The organism is Cytobacillus sp. FSL H8-0458, assembly GCF_038002165.1.
Classification (GTDB): Bacteria; Bacillota; Bacilli; order Bacillales; family Cytobacillaceae; genus Cytobacillus.
Genome location: NZ_JBBOBR010000001.1, coordinates 2,071,070 through 2,092,721, shown reverse-complemented (window position 1 = coordinate 2,092,721; position 21,652 = coordinate 2,071,070). Strand labels below are relative to the sequence as shown.

Here is a 21,652-nt window from a genome sequence, read left to right as displayed (position 1 = left end):
TTATTTTAAACTCACTGGGGTGAAACACATGTCAGAAGCTCTTTTCTTTCAAGATATGACGGAAGAACAAAAATATGGGCAGTTTATGAAACGCATTAATGAAGGAGAAAAAATTGAAGCGGATGATTGGATGCCGGAAGATTATCGAATGACATTAATCAAATTAATTTCAATGCATGGAATCAGTGAAATTATGGGAGCACTGCCTGAAAAGGAATGGGTGCCAAAAGCCCCTTCATTAAAACGCAAGCTGGGCATCATGGCAAAGGTGCAGGATGAGATGGGACATGGCCAGCTGCTGCTTCGTGTAGCAGAGGATTTAATGAAGCCCCTCGGCAAATCCCGTGAAGATATTATGCAGGATTTATTCAGCGGCAGACTGAAATTCCACAATGTCTTTCATATGGAAGCACCAACATGGGGAGATGCCGGCCTGATTGGCTGGCTGGTTGATGGTGCTGCGATCATTACCCAGACCAATATGCTTAACGCGTCCTATGGACCTTATGCAAGAGCACTTAAGAGAATTTGTGCAGAAGAGGTTTTTCATGCTCAGCATGGTGAAGCCATCATCATGGCGCTGGCGGAAGGAACTGACGAGCAAAGAGCGATGGTTCAGGATGCGGTTAACCGATGGTGGGAAGCACTGTTAATGTTCTTTGGCCCGGGTGATGCCTCTACAACAGGCACTTCTAAACAGGACACAACCATAAAATACAGAATCCGGACAAAGACGAACGAAGACTTAAGACAGGACTTTTTTACAAAATATATTCCACGGGTTCTCTCGCTTGGACTCACTCTGCCGGACGAGACGATGCATTTCGATCAGGAGCGGGAGCTGTGGGTTTATAAGCAGCCTGATTGGAATATGTTCAAAGACATTATTAAAAATAATGGGCCAAAATCTCAGGAGCGGCTCGGCCTCCGACGCACAGCTTATGATACTAACAAATGGGTGCGGGAAGCTCTCAATACTGCAAACTAAAGCCGTTCAGATGGGAGGGGTACCTTTGGGTAACGAAGGATTTTATCAGGAATTTGAAGTTTTTAGTCAAAGAACCGATACCTCGCCTCTGCAATACCAATTTTCCCTGCTGGCGCCAAATCGGGAGCTTGCTCTAGTCATGGCGCAGGAAAATTTTATGAGGAGAGAACCGGTTTCTGATATCTGGGTCGTCAAACGCTCTGATATCCGGAAGCTGACGCCGGAAGAAAAGCAATCACTTCAGCGTCTGGACAACAAAGAATACCGCACGACAAAAGGATATGGTTATCTGAAGAAAAAGTGGCGCCACTATGAGCAGGAAATGCTTGATGAAAAGGAAATTCTTTCATGGGGAGGGATGAAGAAAGGTGACTGAGCCAGCAGGAAATATGCCAATCGACGCTAATATTAAGCCGGCACTGACATCATTATTGTATCAGCTGGCTGACGATGACTTCATACTTGCCTACCGGGGTTCAGAATGGCTTGGCCTGGCGCCCCATATAGAGGAGGATGTCGCCTTTTCATCCATCAGCCAGGATACCATGGGCCATGCGGCCATGTTTTATCAGCTGCTGGCCGATCTCGGAGAAGGCAATGTAGACAGTCTTGCTCATGCAAGAAAAACATCCGAAAGGAGAAATGCTGTCCTTTTGGAATTGGTAAATGGACCAGGTCATTACTTATCTTCAGCACAATATGACTGGGCATTTGCGGTTGTAAGAAATTATTTTTATACCCAAGCCAAAAAAATCAGATTGGAATCTCTGAAAAACTCTTCTTATCGGCCAATAGCCGAGGTGGCATTAAAGGTCAATATGGAACTTTATTATCACCTTCTTCACTGGAAAACATGGTTTATTCAGCTGATGCAGGCTGGCGGGGAAGCCAGAACGAGGATGGAAGCGGCCATAGGGAAGGTATTAGCGGATTTTGAAGGAGTACTGATAATGGGGCCGCTGGCAAAAGAGATGGCGGAATATGGCCTCATGGAAAAGGAAGAAGTATTAAAGCAGCGCTGGCTGCATACCATGAAGCCTGTTTTTGAATCTCTCAATCTGGCAGTCTCAGAAGACGACCTGGCTATGAAAACTGGAAATGGACGGATAGGAGAGCATACTGCCGACCTTGATGACGCATTATCCACTTTGAGCGAGGTGTATAACATAAATCCAGCTGCAAGCTGGTAAGTTTCCTAAAGGGTGATGTAAATGGAGCAGGATCAAATATTGATAAAAACTGCGTTAGAAGCGCTTCATAATGTTAAAGACCCTGAAATAGATACCATTTCAATCGTTGATTTAGGAATGGTGGAACAGATTGAGGTGGAGGGCAATTCAGTTTTAGTGAAACTCCTGCCTACTTTTATGGGATGCCCGGCCCTTGATATTATTCAAAAAAACGTTGAAGTCGAGATAGGAAAAGCGGGGATTTTTGAAAAAATAGAAGTCCGGTTTATCTATCATCCGCCATGGACGTCTGACCGGGTAACAGAGTCTGGCAGGATAAAGCTAAAGGAATTTGGGATCGCGCCCCCTCCAAAGTTCATTAGTGAAACGGGCGAATGGCAGGTGGATTGTCCTTTTTGCGGGTCCGCATACACGACGATTGATAACCTTTTTGGCCCCACAGCCTGCCGCAGCATCTTATACTGCAAATCCTGCAGGAACCCTTTTGAAGCTATGAAACCTGTATCGACTCTGATGTAGCAGGCATTTATAAAAATTAAAATACAGAACGGAAAACTATTAAAAATTGAGAGGAAGTTGACAAATGGTAAAATTAATCGCTCTTTATAAGCATCCTGAAAATAAGGAGGCATTTGATGATCATTATTTTAATACGCACGCGCCGCTTACAGCCAAAATTCCGGGTCTCCGCAAAATGGAAGTTACAAGAATTGTGGGCAGCCCTATGGGAGGCGAAGGGAAGTACTATTTGATGTGCGAAATGTACTATGACAGCCATGAAGCATTACAGGAAGCCATGAGAACAGACGAAGGCAAGGCATCAGGCAAAGACGCCATGAAATTTGCAGGTGATATTATCACACTTATGATCGGTGAGGAAGCAGATGAGTAAAAGCTATGAAACCATTCAAGTTTCACAGCAAGGAAAACTTGGTTTAATCGCTTTGAATCGGCCCAGGGTTCTAAATGCTATTAACCGCACGATGGTTTCAGAGATCCTTGCTGCAATGGAGAGCTTTGAGGCAGACTCAAGCGTCAAGGCCATCGTATTAAGCGGCAATGGAAGAGCCTTTGCAGCCGGGGCAGATATTGATGAAATGGCAAATGATCGCGCAATCGATTTTGAGCTTCGCAATCAATTTAAAGATTGGGATCGGCTTGCCATGATCAAGAAACCGATTATCGGAGCGGTCCAGGGCTTTGCCCTTGGCGGAGGCTTTGAACTAGCGTTATGCTGTGATTTGCTTTATGCAGCAGATAACGCGGAATTTGGGTTTCCGGAGGTGAACCTGGGCGTAATGCCTGGTGCAGGCGGCACACAAAGGCTTACTAAGCTTGTTGGAAAAACGAAAGCAATGGAATGGCTTTTTACCGGCAAAAGAATCACGGCGAGGGAAGCCCTTCACCATGGAATCGTCAACCAGCTTATAGCAGAGGAGCTTCTGTTCGAAGAAACAATGAAAGCGGCTGAACAAATTTCCAGCCAGGCGCCAATAGCCATACGCCTCATAAAAGAAGCGGTCCTAAAGGCAGTTGATACTCCTTTAAATGAAGGAATGGAATTCGAGAGAAAGAATTTTTACCTGTTATTCTCGACGGAAGATCAAAAAGAAGGAATGAATGCCTTTATTGAAAAACGCAAGCCTCAGTTTAAAGGAAAGTAGAGGAGGTGTACATAGCGAATGTTTGAAACCGTAAAATACGAGGTCGCAAACGGTGTAGCATGGATTACCTTAAACCGGCCGGATAAGCTGAATGCGTTCACTGAACAGCTGAATAAAGAGGTTCAGCAGTCCGTAAAACAGGCAAGAAGGGATAAAGAAGTCAGATGTCTTGTCATTACAGGGGAAGGCCGGGCATTCTGCTCCGGCCAGGATCTTCAGGGTGTAAATGAGGACATGGATCATGGCGAGGTTCTCCGGCGGTTCTATAATCCAATGGTAATGGAGATTCATAGATGCGAGAAACCTATTATCGCAGCTGTTAATGGGGTGGCAGCCGGTGCAGGCATGAGTCTTGCGTTAGCCTGCGATTTTAGGCTCCTATCTGATAAAGCCAGTTTTTTAGAAGCCTTTATTCATGTCGGGCTGGTGCCTGATGCTGGAAATCTATACTTTCTGCCAAAGCTGATCGGTCATGCCAAAGCCATGGAGCTTGCTGTGCTCGGTGAAAAAATTAATGCAGAGGAAGCCAAAGAGCTGGGCCTTGCTACTAAGGTAATTCCGATGGAGCATTGGCAGGCTGAAATAACTGCTTTTGCAGAAAGGCTTGCCAGTATGCCGACAGCGGCGATCGCCGTAATCAAGAAAAATCTGAAAGCGAGCTGGGAATCCACTCTGGAAGAAAGTCTGGAGCGGGATGCACAAGGACAGCGGATTGCAGGCTTAACTCTTGACCATAAAGAGGGCGTAGCGTCATTTATGCAAAAGCGGAAGCCTGTGTTTCAAGGGAAATAGACTTTGTAAGACTACGAGTTAGAGTGACCTCCAGAATATTTGCCCGTTATATGTTCATATTTGCGAGCATCTCGTATCGGGTGCTCGTCTTTTTTTAAACTGAAAGGAGGATTATAACTTGAAGAATATAGTCGTGATCGGTTCAGGTGTTATGGGGCGAGGGATTGCGTATGTCAGTGCAGTCGGGGGCTTTCATACAACCCTTGTAGATATCAGCCAGGAGCAATTAATCCGGGCGGAAGAAGAGATTGATAGCATCTTTAAAAAAGGGCTAGCGAGGAATAAGCTTACAGCCGCTGATATGGAAGAAAGCAAGAACCGGCTTAACTATTCTGTAAGTCTTGCTCAGCATGTAAGTAAAGCGGATCTTGTTATTGAGGCTGTCCCTGAAGTGATGGATATAAAGAAAAATATCTTTGAAGTGATCGATCAGCACGCTTCAGAGCATTGCTGTTTTGCAACAAACACTTCTACCATGAGTCCAACTGAGATTGGGTCCTTTACCAATCGACCGGACAAAGTGATTGCCATGCATTTCTTTAATCCCGTCCATAAAATGCCGCTTGTAGAAATTATTAAAGGGCTTGAAACGAGCGAAGAAACAGCACAGTTAATAAAACGTGCTGCTGAGCAAATGGGAAAAGAAACAGTTGTCATTAATGAGTTTCCGGGCTTCGTGACGAGCAGGATCAGCGCGCTCGTGGGAAATGAGGCATTTTATATGCTGCAGGAAGGTCTCGGCACCCCTGAAGAAATTGATAAAGCTATTAAGCTTGGGCTGAATTATCCAATGGGCCCGTTCGAACTGGGCGACCTTGTCGGCCTCGATACGCGCCTGAATAATTTAAAATACCTTCACAGCAAGCTGGGTGAAAAATACCGGCCGGCCCCTCTTCTTGAACAATATGTTAAAGCTGGCAGGCTTGGACGCAAAACGGGCAGAGGTGTTTATGATTACACTGCCAGAGAGGAAGTCAGGCAATGAGAAAAGCAGTAATCGTTGATGCTGTCAGGACACCGATTGGAAGATATAAAGGCGGGTTAAAGGATATTCGTCCCGATGATTTGGGAGCCATCGTTATTAAGGCCCTGCTGGAAAGAAACCCCGTGGTGAATCCTGCAGAAATTGAAGAGGTCATAATGGGAAATGCAAATCAGGCAGGAGAAGATAATCGCAATGTCGCCAGGATGGCAGCTTTGCTCGCAGGTTTGCCTGTCGAAGTGGCTGCTTCAACGGTTAACCGGCTTTGCGGATCTGGTTTAGACGCGGTTAATTATGCTGCACGCGCTATTTTGGCAGGAGAAGGAGATATATTTATTGCCGGCGGCACGGAAAGTATGACCCGTGCACCATTTGTCATGGCAAAGCCAAGCAGCGAGTTTCCAAGAGGTAATATGGAAATGTATGATACAACCATAGGCTGGCGATTTACAAACAGCAGGCTTGAGAATATGTATGGTGCCGAAAGCATGCCTAAGACGGCAGAAAATGTTGCAGAGAAATATGGTATATCCCGGGAAGAGCAGGACCGTTTTGCTCTTGAAAGCCAGAAGAGAGCAAAATCAGCTATTGAAACCGGCTTATTTGAAGATGAAATCATTCCTGTTACATATATGGATAAAAAAGGGAAAGAAATAACGGTTATACATGATGAGCATCCACGTCCGGAAACAACTTATGAAAAGCTCTCAAGCTTAAAACCCATTTTTCAGGGCGGAACTGTAACGGCAGGCAATGCTTCAGGGGTTAATGATGGTGCCTCTGCATTGCTGCTGATGTCTGAGGAAAAAGCCCGTGAACTGGGAGTAGAGCCTCTGGGAACATATATCGTTTCCGCCGCAGCAGGACTTGAGCCATCGATTATGGGAGCAGGTCCTGTTTATTCCACACAGAAAGCTTTGAAGAGGGCTGGACTTGCCATGAGGGATATAGACTTAACTGAATTAAATGAAGCGTTTGCTTCACAATCCCTCGCCTGCATCAAAGAACTGGGAGCGGATCCGGAACGGGTAAATGTAAATGGTGGTGCGATTGCATTTGGCCATCCGCTTGGGGCGAGCGGCGCACGAATCCTGACAACACTATTACATGAGATGAAGCGCAGGAATTCTAAATACGGCCTGGCAACGATGTGTGTGGGTGTTGGGCAGGGAATAACGACAATTGTTAAGCGCTGACCATAGAGGCACTATATTCTATGGTTTTTAAAACTCTTAACGATTTTAGCGTTTAAGTAGGAAGGTAATTATTTAGTATGCCGAAAAAGTATTTTCAAAACTGCCTAATTTTAGTACAATAATATATAACGAAATTTTTCCGTTCAATCCACAAGATGAAATGAGGATGAATGCAAGTTGAATACAAGATCTATGATTTTCACACTTTACGGTGATTATATTTCACATTATGGCAGCAAAATTTGGATTGGCAGTCTTATAAAGCTGTTAAGTGAATTTGGGCACAATGACCAGTCTGTCAGAGCCGCTATTTCAAGAATGAATAAGCAGGGCTGGGTAAGTGCAGAAAAGATCGGCAATAAAAGCTATTATTCCTTAACTCCTAGAGGGCAGAAAAGGATTGAGGAAGCGGCTAAGCGTATCTTTAAATTAAAGCCTGAGGAGTGGGATGGCGAGTGGCGCATCCTGATGTATACCATCCCGGAAGAAATACGCAATGTGAGGGATGAATTGCGGAAGGAACTTGTATGGAGCGGTTTTGGATCCATGTCCAGCAGCTGCTGGATCTCTGCTAATAATCTTGAGAAACAAGTTTTTGATTTGATTGAGAAATATGATATCGCCAACTATGTTGATTTCTTTATTGCCCGTTATGCAGGTCCGCATAAAAATATCGAAATTGTTGAAAAAAGCTGGAACCTGACAGAAATCAATGAAAAATACCAGGAATTTATTTCCCAATACAGCCAGAAATATATCATTGATAAAAATAAGATTCTGAAAGGGAATATGACTGATGCAGAATGTTTCGTAGAAAGAACGAAGCTTGTGCATGAATATCGGAAATTCCTGTTTGTGGATCCTGGACTTCCTGAAGAGCTTCTTCCCGATAAATGGCTGGGCAGTCATGCTGCTGCGTTATTCAGTGAATATTATAAAGAGCTGGCAGAACCCGCATCCAGATTCTTTGAAAGTGTTTTTAAAGAAGGAAATGAACTGAAAAATAGAGATGCTGATTATGACGCATTAAATCACCCTTACATGGTTGAGTAAAAAAAGAGCCATCCTTCTGCATAGGAAGCAGGATGGCTCTTTTTTTGTATTTCTCCAATTGTCAAACTATTGAAATTGGTATAACATTATTTTAACGAAGGAGGAATTTTATTGAATAGATTAACAGACATATTAAATATTAAATATCCAATTATTCAGGGCGGCATGGGGAATATAAGCAATGCCATTTTAACAGCGGCCGTTTCGGAAGCCGGCGGGCTTGGCACGATCGGAGCAGGAACAATGCCTCCTGAGGATGTTGAAAGAATAATTGAGGAAACTAAAATTTTAACAGATAAGCCATTTGCTGTTAACGTTGCACTAAGTGTCTCCCCATATGTAAAAGAAATTCTTTCTCTTGTCATTAAGCATAAGATTCCTGCAGTTTCACTTTCAGCAGGAAATCCTGCCCCTTTTATACCTAAGCTTCATGAAAATGGGGTGAAAGTCATCACAGTGGCAGCTTCTGTAAGACAGGCGCTGAAAGCAGAGGCAGCAGGAGCTGATATCATTGCGGCAGAAGGGTATGAGGCAGCTGGAATCAATAGTGCTCTTGAAACCACTACACTCGTATTAATCCCTCAAATAATAGGCAATGTCTCAGTCCCGGTAGTGGCAGCTGGAGGAATTGGCGATGGCAAGGGGCTTGCTGCCATGCTTGCCCTGGGTGCGAGCGGTGTTCAAATGGGCACCAGATTCATTGCAACCAATGAGGCGCCATTTCATCCGCAGTATAAAAAGAAAATTATTGAAGCATCCGATCATGAAACACTTATAGTGGGGCGTTCAGTTGGAAGAATACGAAGAGTGCTTTCCACCGGTTATGCCAATAAATTACTGGATTACGAAAAACAAGGGATTTCTATTGATGAGTTTAATAAACTCACTTCTGAAGACTATCATAAAATTGGAGCGATAAATGGAAACGGTGACGAAGGTTTTATGAACGGCGGTCAGATAGCTGGCCTGATTTCTGATCTTCCAAGCGTAAAGGAGCTCTTGGATAAGATGATAGCGGATGCTGATCTTCAGCTTCAAAAGGCGAAGAAGCTATTAAACTAGCAAGCAGGGTTTCAAACACCTGCTTGCTTTTTTATTAAGACGATTTATTAAAATATATCAAATTTTTAGAATATTATTGACACTCTTAGGCACAGGGTGATAATATAACGTTGTATTTACGATATCTAAAGTAAATATCATATAAATGGTAATAACCATTTATTTACTTCAACATGTAAGCGTATACATAAGGGTGTAAGCTATCAGCAAACTGATAGTTAATAAAGCTGTATAGGGGGTCATATAATGAAAAAATCGTTGAAAGCTTTTTCTTTACTAATGGCTGCAGGCATGCTTGTTTTGAGCGGCTGCGGACAGGAGAAATCCAGTGGTTCTTCTTCACAAGGTAATGAAAAGAAGCAGTACACAATTGGCATCACACAATTTGTCGAACATCCTTCCTTGGATGCAGCAACAGAGGGATTTAAAAAAGCTTTGGAGGATGAAGGATTTAAAGAAGGCGATAATGTGAAATTTGATTTCCAAAATGCTCAGGCTGATATGAACAACACACAGACAATCGCTAATAATTTTGTCGGCGATAAAGTGGATATGATTTTTGCAAATGCTACTCCAAGTGCCGTTAGCGCTCTCAATGCGACTAAAGATATTCCAATTCTTTTTACATCTGTTACAGACCCTGTTGGAGCGGGTCTTGTTGAATCATTTGATCAGCCTGGAGACAATATTACAGGCACTACTGATAACCACCCGGAAGGAACTTCTAAAACGATTGATTTTATGATAGATGAAGCGGGTGTTAAAAATATTGGCATCATCTACAATTCCGGAGAGCAAAATTCAGAGGTTCAGGTTAAACAGGTAAAAGATCTTGCAGAACCAAAAGGAGCCAAGATTGTAGAAGCCTCTGTTTCAACCTCTGCTGAAGTAAAGCAGGCTGCCGACTCCCTTGTTGGAAGGGTGGATGCCATCTATATCCCTACGGATAATACAGTTGTGTCGGCTCTGGAATCGGTTATCTCTGTCGCTGACAGCAAAAAGATTCCTTTATTCGTTGGTGAGCTTGATTCCATGAAACGCGGTGCTATAGCAGCCAGCGGATTCAACTACTTTGATCTTGGTTACCAGACAGGCAAAATGGCAGCTGAGATCTTAAAAGGAAACAAAAAGCCTTCTGAAATTCCGGTTGAGCTTCCTGGAAGCCTGAAACTGGTCATCAATAAAAAAGCAGCTGAAGCACAGGGACTGGAAGTAAAAGATGAATGGGCTGATTTCGCAGAGTTCCATGAAGAGTAGGAAAATCCGCCGGCTGGAAATGCAAATATCCGGCCGGCTGCTTTTTAAGCTAAAACAAAATAAAGGGTGTGATTCTTAGTGTTTACAGCGATATTCGGTGCATTCGAGTCAGGGATTATATACGCAATTATGGCACTTGGAGTATATCTTTCGTTCAGGGTCCTGGACTTTCCGGATTTAACGGTCGATGGAAGCTTTGTGACTGGAGCAGCTGTAGCTGCAACCATGATTGTCAGCGGGGCTAATCCTTTTCTAGCTACGGTCACTGCATTATTTGCTGGTTTTATTGCCGGCTGCCTAACGGGTATTATTCATACTTTTGGAAAAATTAATGCTCTGTTATCAGGAATCTTGATGATGATTGCTCTGTATTCGATAAATCTTCGTATCATGGGTAAATCAAATGTTCCTCTCCTGAACACAGAAACAGCCATTACACATGTAAGAGATTTTTGGGATAAAACAGGAATCGATTCTTTTTTCAATTCTATTTTGTCCATGGTAGGGCTGGGCGACAGCCTCCCGAGAACATGGGGCATTATTCTCTTTATGCTGGTTGTCACATTGGCTATAAAATTTTTGACAGATCGCTTTCTTCAGACTGAGATTGGTTTAGCTTTAAGGGCTACTGGTGACAACAAGAGGATGATCCGCAGTCTTTCTGCCAATACCAACATGATGGTGATTTTGGGGCTGGGCCTTTCCAATGCAATGGTGGCTTTCTCAGGAGCACTGATTGCCCAGCAGGGCGGATTCGCCGATGTTGGTATGGGTATCGGAATGATTATTATCGGACTGGCTTCAGTTATTATCGGTGAAGCCTTGTTTGGAACAAAAACAATTGCCAGAACGACTTTAGCGGTCATTGGCGGAGCAATTATCTATCGTATCGTGGTTACTATGGCGCTAAGGGTAGAGTTCCTTGAGCCAGGTGATATGAAGCTGATTACAGCAACTATCGTCATCCTTGCATTAATAATGCCGAAGATTATTGACCGCACGAAGGAGAAGAAACGGAAAGCTAAAAGATTGGCAGGAAGCATGAACATAAGTGAATTGCCATCAGGCAGAAAGGGTGAGACTGGTGCTGCAATTAAATCAGATTCATAAAGTCTTCAATGAAGGGACACCAGATGAAAAGATTGCACTTGATACGATCAATCTAACATTGAATGAGGGAGACTTTGTCACAGTCATCGGAAGTAATGGGGCAGGGAAATCCACTTTGATGAATATTATTTCGGGCGTCATGATACCTGATGTTGGGTCTGTGTTTATCGACAGTCAAAATGTCACAGGCATGTCGGAATATAACCGGGCAAAGCTTATAGGCAGGGTTTTTCAGGATCCGATGGCTGGCACTGCCCCGTCCATGACAATTGAAGAAAATCTTGCCATGGCGTTTTCAAGGAATAAAACAAGAACATTACGAAAAGGTGTGACGAAAAAGCGCAGAGACTATTTCCGTGAAGTTCTTGAAAGCCTTCATCTTGGCCTTGAAAACCGTTTAAATGCTAAGGTCGGTTTATTATCGGGAGGAGAACGGCAGGCACTTTCATTATTAATGGCAACCTTCACAGAGCCTTCCATTCTTTTGCTGGATGAACATACAGCTGCCCTCGACCCGGCACGTGCAGAGCTTATTACAAAACTCACAAAAGAAATTGTTCAAAAGTACAATTTAACAACCTTAATGGTCACTCATAATATGCAGCAGGCGCTGGATTTAGGAAACAGACTGATTATGATGGATAAAGGCCAGATTATACTTGAGGTAGATGATGGACAGAAACAGCATCTGACAATTGAACAGCTGTTGAATGAATTTCAGCGAATCCGCGGAACAAAAATGGCAAGTGATCGTGCACTGCTTTCTTAAAATAATAAAAAGGATTAGCCAATTTGCCGGTTAATCCTTTTTACATGGATCAAATCAAAAGAATTTTTAAAGTTTTTACAATTTATTGACTATTCATTTAACGTAATGGTATCATATCGTTAAATAAACGTCATACATATTTATAGTCAAAAAGGGAGGGGTGTTATGAAACCTGGGCTGCAAATTGGGAACCAGGCAGTTATCCGTGCAGTGGTCTCACCTGAAATGTTCGCACAATTTGAAGGAGAGGTTATTCATCCTGTCTATTCCACTGTAACCATGATCTATCACATGGAGTGGGCCTCCCGACTCCTGATCACCCCCTATTTGGATGAGGAAGAAGAAGGGATGGGTGGAGCTGTTTCTGCCAGGCATTTATCTCCGTCACCTGAAGGATCCTCCATTGTTATAACAGCTACCCTATCCAAGCTGGAAGGAAATTCAGTTTACTCAAATGTAACCGTCCATAATGGAGAAATCCTGGCTGGCGAAGGTGAAGTCAAACAGGTGATTCTGAAGAAAAGCAGGATTGCACAAATGTTAAAGAAAGATTAAAAGAATAGAAGTATCTGTGCCTTAACAAAACAGGCATTTTATATTAATACTATTGTAAGCGCTATCATATAAAAAGGGGAGAAAGAAATGACAGATATGTTTCAAAAAATTAAAGACCATGAACAAGTCGTTTTCTGCAATGATGAATCCACCGGACTAAAGGCAATCATTGCTATCCACAGCACAAGGCTGGGGCCGGCATTGGGAGGCTGCCGCATGTTTCCGTATAAAAGCGTTGATGATGCCCTTGAGGATGTCCTCCGATTATCAAAAGGCATGACCTATAAATGTGCGGCTAGTGATTGTGACTTCGGAGGCGGGAAGGCAGTCATTATCGGGGATCCATTAAAAGATAAAACACCTGAGCTGTTCCGTGCTTTTGGCCAATTTGTTGAATCATTGAATGGACGCTTCTATACAGGAACAGACATGGGTACTTCTACAGAGGATTTCGTTCATGCACTAAAGGAAACGAATTGCATTGTGGGGGTTGATGAGGTTTATGGGGGAAGCGGCGATTCTTCTGTACCAACAGCGCAGGGTGTTATTTACGGCCTCCAGGCAACAAATAAAGCACTGAGCGGAACAGACGACCTTTCAGGCAAGAGTTATGCCATTCAGGGACTTGGCAAAGTGGGATTTAAAGTCGCAGAAAGGCTGCTGGAGGAAGGGGCAGATTTATTTGTGACAGATATCAGCCAGCAGGCAATCGACCAGCTCCTCAGCAAGGCGAAAGAAATTGGAGCCGGTGTGAAGGTTTTATCCAGCAATGAGATATATGAGGCCGAGGCAGACTTTTTTGTTCCTTGTGCAATGGGCGGCATCATTAATGATGACACAATCGACCTGCTTAAAGTAAAAGCAATTGTCGGCTCTGCCAATAACCAGCTAATGGATATGCGCCATGGCCAAATCCTAAAAGATAAGGGTATTTTATACGCTCCCGATTATATTGTAAATGCAGGGGGATTAATCCAGGTTGCAGATGAATTATATACACCTAATAAAGAAAGGGTACTCCGCAAAACGAAAGCTATTTATAACTCTCTTCTGAACATCTACGAACATGCTGAAGCAAATGGAATTACAACAGTTGAAGCATCCAACCAATTCTGCGAGAGCCGCATTGAAGCACGCACACGCAGAAACAGCTTTTTCTCCCATATGAAACGCCCGAAGTGGGCAGTAAGAACCTAATTTTTTTGCTTGGATAACAATATTTGTACAGTATAAAAGTTCTTAAAATAATTTACCAGCCAAAGGGTGAGAAGATGGAAAATCACTTTCCGATCAGGCGAATAATGGACGAAAATGGAACGATCATCAATTTCGAAGATAAAGAAAAAGTAACTGATAAGCTTGTAAAAGAGTTTTATAGACATATGGTTAGAATCCGTACTTTTGACCGCAAAGCTATTTCACTTCAGCGGCAGGGCAGGATAGGCACTTATGCTCCTTATGAAGGACAGGAGGCTTCCCAGGTCGGAACTGCTGTTGCGCTGGGGGAGAACGATTGGATGTTTCCTACCTATCGCGACCACGGAGCGGCTATGACCTTTGGCCACTCACTGCGAAACATCCTGTTGTTTTGGAACGGAAGAAATGAAGGGTGTGTGCCGCCTGACGGAAAGAAAATTTTCCCTCCAGGCATCCCGATTGCGACACAAATCCCTCATGCAGCAGGAGCTGCGTTCGCAGAAAGGAAAAAAGGCACTGCCAATGCTGCTATTGCTTATTTTGGTGATGGTGCCACCTCAGAGGGAGATTTCCATGAAGGATTAAATTTCGCCAGCGTATTTAAAGCTCCGGTTGTCTTTTTTAATCAGAACAATCAATACGCCATTTCTGTTCCGTTTGAGAAGCAGATGAATACAAAAACGATTGCCCAGAAAGCCCTGGCATATGATATTCCGGGAGTCAGGATCGATGGGAATGATGTTTTCATGGTTTATTTTGAAACACTGAAAGCCTTAGAGCGGGCCCGTAAAGGTGAAGGGCCGACATTAATTGAAGCTGTGACATGGAGATATGGTGCACACACTACAGCAGATGACCCATCCAAATACCGTGATCAATCGGAAAGCAATAGCAGAAGACAGGAGACTGACCCTATTTTAAGGCTGGAGCGCTGGCTGAAAAATGAAGGAATATTTGATGAGAAATGGCAAAGGGCAATAGAAGAGGAAGCAGCAGCTGAAATAGATAAAGCTGTAGCTGAAATGGAAAATTTTCCTCCTGCAGATCCTGCAGTAATTTTTGACTATGTCTTTGCTGAGCCTACATGGCAAATCAAGCAGCAAAAAGAAGAGTATCTGAAGCTGATTGGAGGCGGCAGTTAATGAAAACAGCAGTTGGAGCAAAAACTATGACATTAGTGCAAGCCATTACGGATGCTTTAGATACCATGCTGAATGAAAAGGAAGAGATTTTGCTGCTGGGCGAGGATATCGGCAGGAACGGCGGAGTTTTCCGTGCAACTGAGGGTCTTCAGGCTAAGTATGGCGAAGGCCGTGTTATCGATACGCCTTTAAGTGAAGCCGGCTTTGTCGGAGCGGGGATTGGAATGGCTGTTAATGGATTTTTGCCGGTGATCGAAATTCAGTTCCTCGGCTTTATCTATCCCGCATATGAACAAATCATGACCCATGCTACAAGGCTCCGGATGCGGACAATGGGACATTTTACTGTTCCGATGGTAATAAGGGCTCCATATGGTGCGGGAGTAAGGGCTCCGGAAATTCACTGTGATTCAACAGAAGCGATTTTTACTCATATGCCCGGCATCAAGGTCGTCTGTCCATCCAGTCCTTATGACGCCAAAGGACTGCTGATTTCGGCTATTGAGGACCCGGATCCGGTTCTGTTTCTTGAGCCGATGCGCTGCTATCGTTCGGCCAGAGAGGAAGTCCCTGAAGGGAAGTATACAGTTGAAATAGGAAAAGGCAAAAAACTCATGAATGGGGACGATGTAACGGTCATTACGTGGGGAGCCATGGTGCCAGAAGCTATGAAAGCGGCAAAGCAGATGAAAGAAAATAATGTACATTGTGATGTAATTGATTTAAGAACCCTATTCCCGCTGGATAAAGACATGATTGCAGAATCTGTCCAAAAAACAGGGAGAACGGTTATTGTCCATGAAGCCCATGCCACCGGCGGAGTCGGAAATGATGTGCTTGCCATCATTAATGATACATCCTTTTTATATCAGAAAGCACCAGCAGAACGGGTTACTGGATTTGATGCACCAGTTCCATATTTCGGTTTTGAGGATCATTACCTGCCAACTCCGGCAAGGATTAAGCAGGCAATAGAAAAAGTTATGAAGTTTTAGGAGGGGAAGCCGTGGAGGTGAAACTGCACGATATTGGAGAGGGAATGACGGAAGCTGATATTAATTGCTTTTTAGTCAAGCCGGGGGATGCAGTGAAAGCAGACGATCCGCTTGTTGAAGTACAGACTGATAAGATGACTGCTGAAATACCTGCCCCGAAGGCAGGCATTATTAAGGAATTTACAGTGCAGCCTGGCGATACGGTTAAAGTGGGTTCGACCATTTTAATTTTAGAGACGGCTGGTGAGGAAGGCGCTGATAAAGAGAAAGCCGTTTCAATTCCTGATTACTCACAGCCGCCGCAGAAGCAAAAGCAATCTTTTGTGGCATTCAAAGGAAAACGGGTTCTTGCTTCTCCTTTCACAAGAAAAATAGCGCGCGATAATGACATTGATATTGAGAAAATCACGGGAACAGGTCCTGCTGGCCGTATTTTAGATGAAGATATCTATCAATACATAGCTTCCCTTCAGACGAAGCCGGCCCATGATGAACAGGAACAAGCAGCTTTGAAGGAAAATATAAAAAGCCTCTCTGCTGAGAAAGAAATCATTCCTTTTAGGGGCAGACGGAAGCAGATTGCCAGGAAAATGGCACAATCACTTTTTACCATTCCCCATTGTACCCATTTTGAAGAGATTGATGTAACCGAGCTGATTACTTTCAGAAAAGAACTTAAGCTTCTAAACCAAAACTTGTCTGCTACAGCCTTTTTCCTGAAGGCTTTGTCAATTTGCCTGAAAGAATTTCCTGTGTTCAACGCTGTACTGCATGAAGAAAAGGAAGAAATACATTTGGCAGGTGAACATCATATCGGTATTGCGGTTGATACGGACGAAGGCCTAATCGTTCCGGTCATCAAGCATGTTGAAAATAAAACAATCAGAGACATTCATGCAGAAATGAAAAAGCTTACGGAAAAAGCATTGGAAAATAAGCTTTCTGTTAAAGAAATATCTGGCGGGACATTCACAATCAGTAATGTGGGGCCTCTTGGCGGAAGCTTTGGAGCAACTCCGATTATCCAGCATCCGCAAACAGCTTTGGTATCTTTCCATAAAACAAAAAAGATGCCTGTTGTGACCGATGATGACCAGATTGTCATTCGGTCAATGATGAATATATCAATGTCTTTTGATCATAGAGTTGCAGACGGGGCGACAGCTGTACGCTTTACAAACCGCTTTGCTGAATTGATTAAAAATCCGAAAATGCTTGTTCTGGAGATGGTATAAATGGTAGTTGGAGAACTGGCACATGAGCGTGATGTCATCGTAATCGGCGGCGGCCCCGGGGGCTATCATGCCGCAATCCGCGCTGCACAGCTGGGGCGAAATGTTACATTAGTTGAACAGGATCAGCTTGGCGGGATCTGTTTAAATAAAGGCTGCATACCTTCCAAGATTCTCACACAGTCTTCTGAAAAATTCACTTCCTTCCAGGAAGGGGAAAATTGGGGGCTTGAAGGAGGAAATATTTCATTAAACTTAAACAAGCTCCAGGAATACAAGCAGAAGAAAATTAAGCAGCTCCGGGCAGGAATTGAAGCCCTCTGTCAAGCTAATAAAATAGAAGTTCTTAAAGGTTCAGCCTTTTTTCTGTCAGAGGATAAGATTGGGATCGAAAAAGGAGACCAATTTGACGTTTTCCGATTTCAAAATGCCATCATTGCGACCGGCGGCAGACCGGAAAAACCACTTTGGTTCAGAGAGATAAGTGAATTAGTATTCGATCAGCATTCCATTTCAAATTTGAGTGAAGTACCCGATAAACTATTAATCTATGGCAGTGATTACATTGCCCTCGAAATAGGTATGGCCTATCAGACTTTGGGATCTAATGTGACTCTCATCCTCGAAGATGGAAAAGAGGATTTTGATTTTGATCAATCCATTTGCCGGGAACTGAAGAGGATATTAAAAAAGAAAAAAATAGATATTTTTAGAAATTCGGATGTATTGGAACTGCAGCATAATGAAGGAATGTTAACTGTCACTTTTGAGTGTAAAGGAAAACGAGAAACCATTTCTGGCACACATTTATTTGTTTCATCTTCCATTAGACCAAACACTGACCAGCTGGGGCTTTCCCGTATAGGGGTGGAGCAATGTGAAGCAGGATTTATAAGGGTTGACGCAGAAAGCCGGACAACACAGAAACATATTTTCGCAGTCGGTGATGTAACAGAAGGTCCTGCACTTGCTGTAAAAGCAATTAAACAAGGAAAAACAGCCGCTGAAGCAATTGCGGGAATTAAATCGGAATCAGATTTCCACTTCATTCCGATTGCTGCACATACACAGCCTCCTATTGCGAGTGCCGGCTTAACGGAACAGGAAGCCATTAACATGGGCTATGATATTGAAATTGGTGTATCGCCATTATCTGCCAACGGATTCAGCACATTGTGCGGAAAAAAAGACGGATTTATTAAAGTGATCAGCTGCAGGGAAAAACAAGTTCTTCTGGGGATCCACATGGTAGGCTCCGGAGCAATAGAACTAATTTCAGCCGGAATTACTGCATTGGAAATGGGAGCAAGGGAAGAGGATTTAATTTTCCCTAACTACCCGCATCCAAGTGTAAATGAAGGCTTGCTTGAAGCTGTGGAAGCTTTAAGAAATAGGGCTGTTCACATACCGCCACAAAGCAAAAAAACGCAAAAAGTAAGAGTGTAAATTCCTTTAATGCAGAAGTGCATTATAGCTTTAACTTGAACTCTTGAGAAGCTTTACAAGTTTCCTATATGATAAATTCAAAATATTATTAATATTAAAAACGGAGGGGTTAGCATGCAAGATGAAAAATTGTTAAATGAACAAAAGATAGCCGATTTCTTTCCTGTGAAGGAGGTAGATTATTTAGAAATCTACTCAGGCAATGCAAAACAGTCCTGCCATTATTTCTGCACAGCTTTCGGCTTTAAGCCAGTTGCTTATTCCGGCCTGGAAACCGGCAATAGAGAAACAGTGTCTTATGTTCTTCAGCAGAGAAAGATTCGCCTGGTGATCACAGGAACGTTAAATGACAGTTCCAGAGTATCAAATTTCATTAAAAAGCATGGAGACGGTGTAAAAGATATAGCTTTAGCTGTTGACGATGTTGAAAAGGCATACAAAGCGGCGGTTGAAAGAGGTGCAATCGAAATACAGCCTCCAGCTGAGATTAAGGATGAACACGGCATAGTTAAAAAGGCAGTAATTGGTACATATGGAGATACCATTCATACACTTGTTGAACGGAATAACTATAAAGGGGTATTCATGCCTGGCTTTGAGCCATATCAAACCGAAGTACCATTTGAGGATGCAGGTTTTATCGGCGTCGACCATGTCGTTGGAAACGTAGAGAGAATGGAGGAATGGGTGAATTATTATGCAAATGTAATGGGCTTCAAGGAAATGAAGCACTTTACAGATAAAGACATTACAACAGAATATTCCGCACTGATGTCCAAGGTAATGCATAATGGCGGCAGAATTAAGTTCCCGATTAATGAGCCTGCAGAAGGGAAGCGCAAATCCCAGATTGAAGAATACCTTGAATACTACAACGGGCCTGGTGTACAGCATCTGGCCATTCTCACAGAAGATATTGTCAGCACTGTCAGCACCCTCCGCAAAAATGGCGTGGAGTTCTTAAGCACTCCTGATTCTTATTATGAAATGCTTTCTGAGCGTGTAGGTGAAATTGATGAAGAGATAGACAAATTGAAGGAATTAAATATTCTCGTTGACCGCGATGACGAAGGCTATTTGCTTCAAATATTCACGAAACCAATCGTAGACCGTCCGACCTTATTCATTGAAATCATTCAGCGTAAAGGTGCCAGAGGGTTTGGTGAAGGCAACTTTAAAGCACTCTTTGAATCTATTGAACGTGAACAGGAAAGACGAGGAAATTTATAATTTTTCAGTTTAAAAGGGAGAAAGCATTTCTCCCTTTTTTAATAAATTTAAGAAGGAGGCAATCCAGATGGCTAAAATCCAGACAAAAAGCGCCGTGGAGAAGATTGTTTCTTATCCGCTTGGCAGCTCGCCGGAAGAGATTAAAGAAAAGTACAATTTAATGGCTGTCCGGAAAATGTCTGATAATGAAAATGTGTATGGCTGTTCACCCGAAGTCAGGAACAGCATCAGCAAAGCGATGAACAGTCTTTACTTTTACCCGGATGGCACTGTTTCCCTGCTCAAACGCAAGCTGGCCGGATTCTACAATGTAAGTGAAGATAACTTTCTGGTCAGCAATGGTTCAGAAGAAATCATCCGATTGTTGACGAGAGCATACATAAGTCCCGGAGATGAAGCTGTTATGGCGCAGAATACATTTCCTCGGTATGAAACAAACGTCCTGATTGAAGGAGGCAGTGCGGTAACGGTACCGCTGCAAAATGGAACCCATAATCTATGTGCCATGTATGACAAGATTAACGAAAAAACAAAAATGGTGTTTATCTGCAATCCCAACAATCCTACAGGAACCATAGTGGGTAAATCAGAACTGCTGCAATTCATTGATAAAGTTCATTCGAATATCCTGATTATTCTTGATGAAGCATACTATGAATATGTAAATTCTGAGGATTATCCTGACTCTATTCCGCTTCTTGCACAGAAGCCTAACTTAATCATTCTAAGGACTTTCTCCAAAATCTACGGCCTTGCGGGCCTCCGTGTCGGCTATGGAATCATGCATGAGGAAATCGTGAATGACCTTCATAAGGTAAAAGATGTTTTTAATGTCAACCACCTGGCACAGGCAGCGGCTTCTGCAGCACTAAATGATCAGGACTTTATAAAGGATTGTGCTCAAAAAAATGCAGAAGAGATGAAATTTTTGTGCCAAAAACTAACTGGATTACCTGTTAGCTATTTTCCTTCCCAAACTAATTTTATTTATATTTTCAGCCAGCTTCCTATTGCAGATAACTTGATTGTAAATGGCTTGGTTGTCCGGAAAATGAAGCTTGACGGCTATCTTGATGCTTTTAGGATGACGTTAGGAACGAGAGAAGATAATGAATCGGCATTAGCGGTGATAAACAAACTTCTGAATGAAAAGGCGGTGTAGTGCATATGGAATTAAATCCACAGAGTCTTGAGTGGAAGGACGCATATAAGCTCATGGTTGGCTCAATTCTGCCGCGTCCCATTGCGTTTGTTACCACTATGGATACAGATGGAAATGTTAATGCAGCTCCATTCAGCTTTTTTACTGCCATATGTGCAGATCCGATGCTGATTTGCTTTTCACCGATGCGAAAAGGGACAGATGGCTCTAAGAAAGATACGCTTGCTAATATTGAAGCCACCAGGGAATTCGTAATTAACATCGTCAGTGAAGACTTTACGGAAAAGATGAATATTTGTGCAGCGGATTATCCAGCTGGTACAGACGAACTGGCCGCAGCCGGTCTCGAAAAAGAAAAAAGTGCCGCTGTTAAGCCTCCCCGGGTTAAAGAGTCAAAAGTCCATTTGGAATGCAGTCTCTACCAGGTGCTTCACTTTGGAGAACACCCTGGTTCTGGAAGCCTTGTGATTGGAAAAGTGGAGCATGTGCATGTTGCTGAAGAGCTTTATGAAAATGGAAGGATCAATTCCGAAAAACTGAACCCTATTGGCCGGATGGCAGGACATATCTACACGAGGCCAATGACTGATGTATTTGAATTGATCCGAAAAACGGACCCAAGGTGATGCT

The 21,652-nt window shown here is 43.2% G+C and carries 23 protein-coding genes; all 23 read left to right on the top strand.

The window, feature by feature from the left end:
• Positions 1–28: 28 nt before the first annotated feature.
• The 23 genes from paaA (at position 29) to NYE23_RS10110 (ending at position 21,648) form a co-directional block, all read left to right on the top strand.
• A complete protein-coding gene (paaA, locus tag NYE23_RS10220; protein WP_341077588.1) occupies positions 29–988 on the top strand; it encodes a 1,2-phenylacetyl-CoA epoxidase subunit PaaA in 960 nt (319 codons plus the stop codon).
• A 25-nt stretch (positions 989–1,013) separates the two neighbouring features.
• Entirely contained in the window at positions 1,014–1,364 is a 351-nt protein-coding gene (paaB, locus tag NYE23_RS10215) for a 1,2-phenylacetyl-CoA epoxidase subunit PaaB (RefSeq protein WP_445662595.1), read from the top strand.
• 13 nt (positions 1,365–1,377) lie between these two features.
• A complete protein-coding gene (gene paaC / locus NYE23_RS10210; RefSeq protein WP_341080685.1) occupies positions 1,378–2,178 on the top strand; it encodes a 1,2-phenylacetyl-CoA epoxidase subunit PaaC in 801 nt (266 codons plus the stop codon).
• Between the two features lie 21 nt (positions 2,179–2,199).
• Entirely contained in the window at positions 2,200–2,697 is a 498-nt protein-coding gene (paaD, locus tag NYE23_RS10205; RefSeq protein ID WP_341077585.1) for a 1,2-phenylacetyl-CoA epoxidase subunit PaaD, read from the top strand.
• Between the two features lie 64 nt (positions 2,698–2,761).
• Positions 2,762–3,070, top strand: a complete 309-nt coding sequence (locus tag NYE23_RS10200; protein WP_159869363.1) for an EthD family reductase — start codon at positions 2,762–2,764, stop codon at positions 3,068–3,070.
• Positions 3,063–3,842, top strand: a complete 780-nt coding sequence (locus NYE23_RS10195; protein ID WP_341077584.1) for an enoyl-CoA hydratase-related protein — start codon at positions 3,063–3,065, stop codon at positions 3,840–3,842. The genes NYE23_RS10200 and NYE23_RS10195 overlap by 8 nt, the downstream gene beginning before the upstream one ends.
• An 18-nt stretch (positions 3,843–3,860) precedes the next feature.
• Positions 3,861–4,634, top strand: a complete 774-nt coding sequence (locus tag NYE23_RS10190) for an enoyl-CoA hydratase-related protein (protein WP_341077583.1) — start codon at positions 3,861–3,863, stop codon at positions 4,632–4,634.
• Between the two features lie 118 nt (positions 4,635–4,752).
• Positions 4,753–5,619 carry a 3-hydroxyacyl-CoA dehydrogenase gene (locus NYE23_RS10185; RefSeq protein WP_341077582.1) on the top strand — a complete coding sequence of 289 codons (867 nt, stop codon included), beginning with the start codon at positions 4,753–4,755 and terminating at the stop codon, positions 5,617–5,619.
• Positions 5,616–6,812, top strand: coding sequence for a thiolase family protein (locus tag NYE23_RS10180; RefSeq protein WP_341077580.1), 1,197 nt, complete (start codon positions 5,616–5,618; stop codon positions 6,810–6,812). The genes NYE23_RS10185 and NYE23_RS10180 overlap by 4 nt, the downstream gene beginning before the upstream one ends.
• Positions 6,813–6,989: 177 nt before the next feature.
• Positions 6,990–7,865 (top strand): phenylacetic acid degradation operon negative regulatory protein PaaX, encoded by an 876-nt coding sequence (paaX, locus tag NYE23_RS10175; RefSeq protein WP_335691541.1) that lies wholly within the window; start codon positions 6,990–6,992, stop codon positions 7,863–7,865.
• Between the two features lie 111 nt (positions 7,866–7,976).
• The gene (locus NYE23_RS10170; RefSeq protein ID WP_341077577.1) at positions 7,977–8,927 is read left to right on the top strand and encodes an NAD(P)H-dependent flavin oxidoreductase; all 951 of its coding nucleotides are present in this window, start codon (positions 7,977–7,979) and stop codon (positions 8,925–8,927) included.
• Between the two features lie 246 nt (positions 8,928–9,173).
• A complete protein-coding gene (locus NYE23_RS10165; RefSeq protein ID WP_341077575.1) occupies positions 9,174–10,184 on the top strand; it encodes an ABC transporter substrate-binding protein in 1,011 nt (336 codons plus the stop codon).
• Positions 10,185–10,262: 78 nt separating this feature from the next.
• A complete protein-coding gene (locus NYE23_RS10160) occupies positions 10,263–11,294 on the top strand; it encodes an ABC transporter permease (RefSeq protein WP_197215094.1) in 1,032 nt (343 codons plus the stop codon).
• On the top strand, positions 11,269–12,063 hold the full coding sequence (locus NYE23_RS10155) for an ABC transporter ATP-binding protein (RefSeq protein WP_341077572.1): 795 nt from the start codon (positions 11,269–11,271) through the stop codon (positions 12,061–12,063). Before NYE23_RS10160 ends, NYE23_RS10155 begins: the two co-directional genes overlap by 26 nt.
• Before the next feature lie 165 nt (positions 12,064–12,228).
• Positions 12,229–12,618, top strand: a complete 390-nt coding sequence (locus NYE23_RS10150; RefSeq protein ID WP_341077570.1) for a thioesterase family protein — start codon at positions 12,229–12,231, stop codon at positions 12,616–12,618.
• Positions 12,619–12,705: 87 nt separating this feature from the next.
• Positions 12,706–13,815 (top strand): Leu/Phe/Val dehydrogenase, encoded by a 1,110-nt coding sequence (locus NYE23_RS10145; RefSeq protein WP_341077569.1) that lies wholly within the window; start codon positions 12,706–12,708, stop codon positions 13,813–13,815.
• A gap of 74 nt (positions 13,816–13,889) precedes the next feature.
• The gene (pdhA, locus tag NYE23_RS10140; protein ID WP_341077568.1) at positions 13,890–14,957 is read left to right on the top strand and encodes a pyruvate dehydrogenase (acetyl-transferring) E1 component subunit alpha; all 1,068 of its coding nucleotides are present in this window, start codon (positions 13,890–13,892) and stop codon (positions 14,955–14,957) included.
• Entirely contained in the window at positions 14,957–15,952 is a 996-nt protein-coding gene (locus NYE23_RS10135) for an alpha-ketoacid dehydrogenase subunit beta (RefSeq protein ID WP_341077566.1), read from the top strand. The genes pdhA and NYE23_RS10135 overlap by 1 nt, the downstream gene beginning before the upstream one ends.
• 11 nt (positions 15,953–15,963) lie before the next feature.
• A complete protein-coding gene (locus tag NYE23_RS10130) occupies positions 15,964–17,187 on the top strand; it encodes a dihydrolipoamide acetyltransferase family protein (protein ID WP_341077564.1) in 1,224 nt (407 codons plus the stop codon).
• Positions 17,188–18,630, top strand: coding sequence for a dihydrolipoyl dehydrogenase (gene lpdA, locus NYE23_RS10125; RefSeq protein WP_341077563.1), 1,443 nt, complete (start codon positions 17,188–17,190; stop codon positions 18,628–18,630).
• A gap of 114 nt (positions 18,631–18,744) precedes the next feature.
• Complete coding sequence (gene hppD, locus NYE23_RS10120) at positions 18,745–19,860, top strand: 4-hydroxyphenylpyruvate dioxygenase (protein WP_341077562.1); 1,116 nt, start codon at positions 18,745–18,747, stop codon at positions 19,858–19,860.
• 67 nt (positions 19,861–19,927) lie between these two features.
• Complete coding sequence (hisC, locus tag NYE23_RS10115; RefSeq protein WP_341077559.1) at positions 19,928–21,022, top strand: histidinol-phosphate transaminase; 1,095 nt, start codon at positions 19,928–19,930, stop codon at positions 21,020–21,022.
• Between the two features lie 5 nt (positions 21,023–21,027).
• Positions 21,028–21,648: a flavin reductase family protein gene (locus NYE23_RS10110; RefSeq protein WP_341077556.1), complete on the top strand. Its 621-nt coding sequence runs from the start codon at positions 21,028–21,030 to the stop codon at positions 21,646–21,648.
• Positions 21,649–21,652 lie beyond the last annotated feature (4 nt).

What these genes read in the sequence shown, in the direction of transcription:
- lpdA (WP_341077563.1), top strand. Translation starts at nt 17,188, where the DNA reads ATGGTAGTTGGAGAACTGGCACATGAGCGTGATGTCATCGTAATCGGC.
- NYE23_RS10200 (WP_159869363.1), top strand. Translation starts at nt 2,762, where the DNA reads ATGGTAAAATTAATCGCTCTTTATAAGCATCCTGAAAATAAGGAGGCA.
- NYE23_RS10135 (WP_341077566.1), top strand. Translation starts at nt 14,957, where the DNA reads ATGAAAACAGCAGTTGGAGCAAAAACTATGACATTAGTGCAAGCCATT.
- NYE23_RS10180 (WP_341077580.1), top strand. Translation starts at nt 5,616, where the DNA reads ATGAGAAAAGCAGTAATCGTTGATGCTGTCAGGACACCGATTGGAAGA.
- hppD (WP_341077562.1), top strand. Translation starts at nt 18,745, where the DNA reads ATGCAAGATGAAAAATTGTTAAATGAACAAAAGATAGCCGATTTCTTT.
- NYE23_RS10150 (WP_341077570.1), top strand. Translation starts at nt 12,229, where the DNA reads ATGAAACCTGGGCTGCAAATTGGGAACCAGGCAGTTATCCGTGCAGTG.
- hisC (WP_341077559.1), top strand. Translation starts at nt 19,928, where the DNA reads ATGGCTAAAATCCAGACAAAAAGCGCCGTGGAGAAGATTGTTTCTTAT.
- NYE23_RS10165 (WP_341077575.1), top strand. Translation starts at nt 9,174, where the DNA reads ATGAAAAAATCGTTGAAAGCTTTTTCTTTACTAATGGCTGCAGGCATG.
- NYE23_RS10195 (WP_341077584.1), top strand. Translation starts at nt 3,063, where the DNA reads ATGAGTAAAAGCTATGAAACCATTCAAGTTTCACAGCAAGGAAAACTT.
- NYE23_RS10145 (WP_341077569.1), top strand. Translation starts at nt 12,706, where the DNA reads ATGACAGATATGTTTCAAAAAATTAAAGACCATGAACAAGTCGTTTTC.
- paaD (WP_341077585.1), top strand. Translation starts at nt 2,200, where the DNA reads ATGGAGCAGGATCAAATATTGATAAAAACTGCGTTAGAAGCGCTTCAT.
- NYE23_RS10110 (WP_341077556.1), top strand. Translation starts at nt 21,028, where the DNA reads ATGGAATTAAATCCACAGAGTCTTGAGTGGAAGGACGCATATAAGCTC.
- paaC (WP_341080685.1), top strand. Translation starts at nt 1,378, where the DNA reads ATGCCAATCGACGCTAATATTAAGCCGGCACTGACATCATTATTGTAT.
- pdhA (WP_341077568.1), top strand. Translation starts at nt 13,890, where the DNA reads ATGGAAAATCACTTTCCGATCAGGCGAATAATGGACGAAAATGGAACG.
- paaA (WP_341077588.1), top strand. Translation starts at nt 29, where the DNA reads ATGTCAGAAGCTCTTTTCTTTCAAGATATGACGGAAGAACAAAAATAT.
- NYE23_RS10190 (WP_341077583.1), top strand. Translation starts at nt 3,861, where the DNA reads ATGTTTGAAACCGTAAAATACGAGGTCGCAAACGGTGTAGCATGGATT.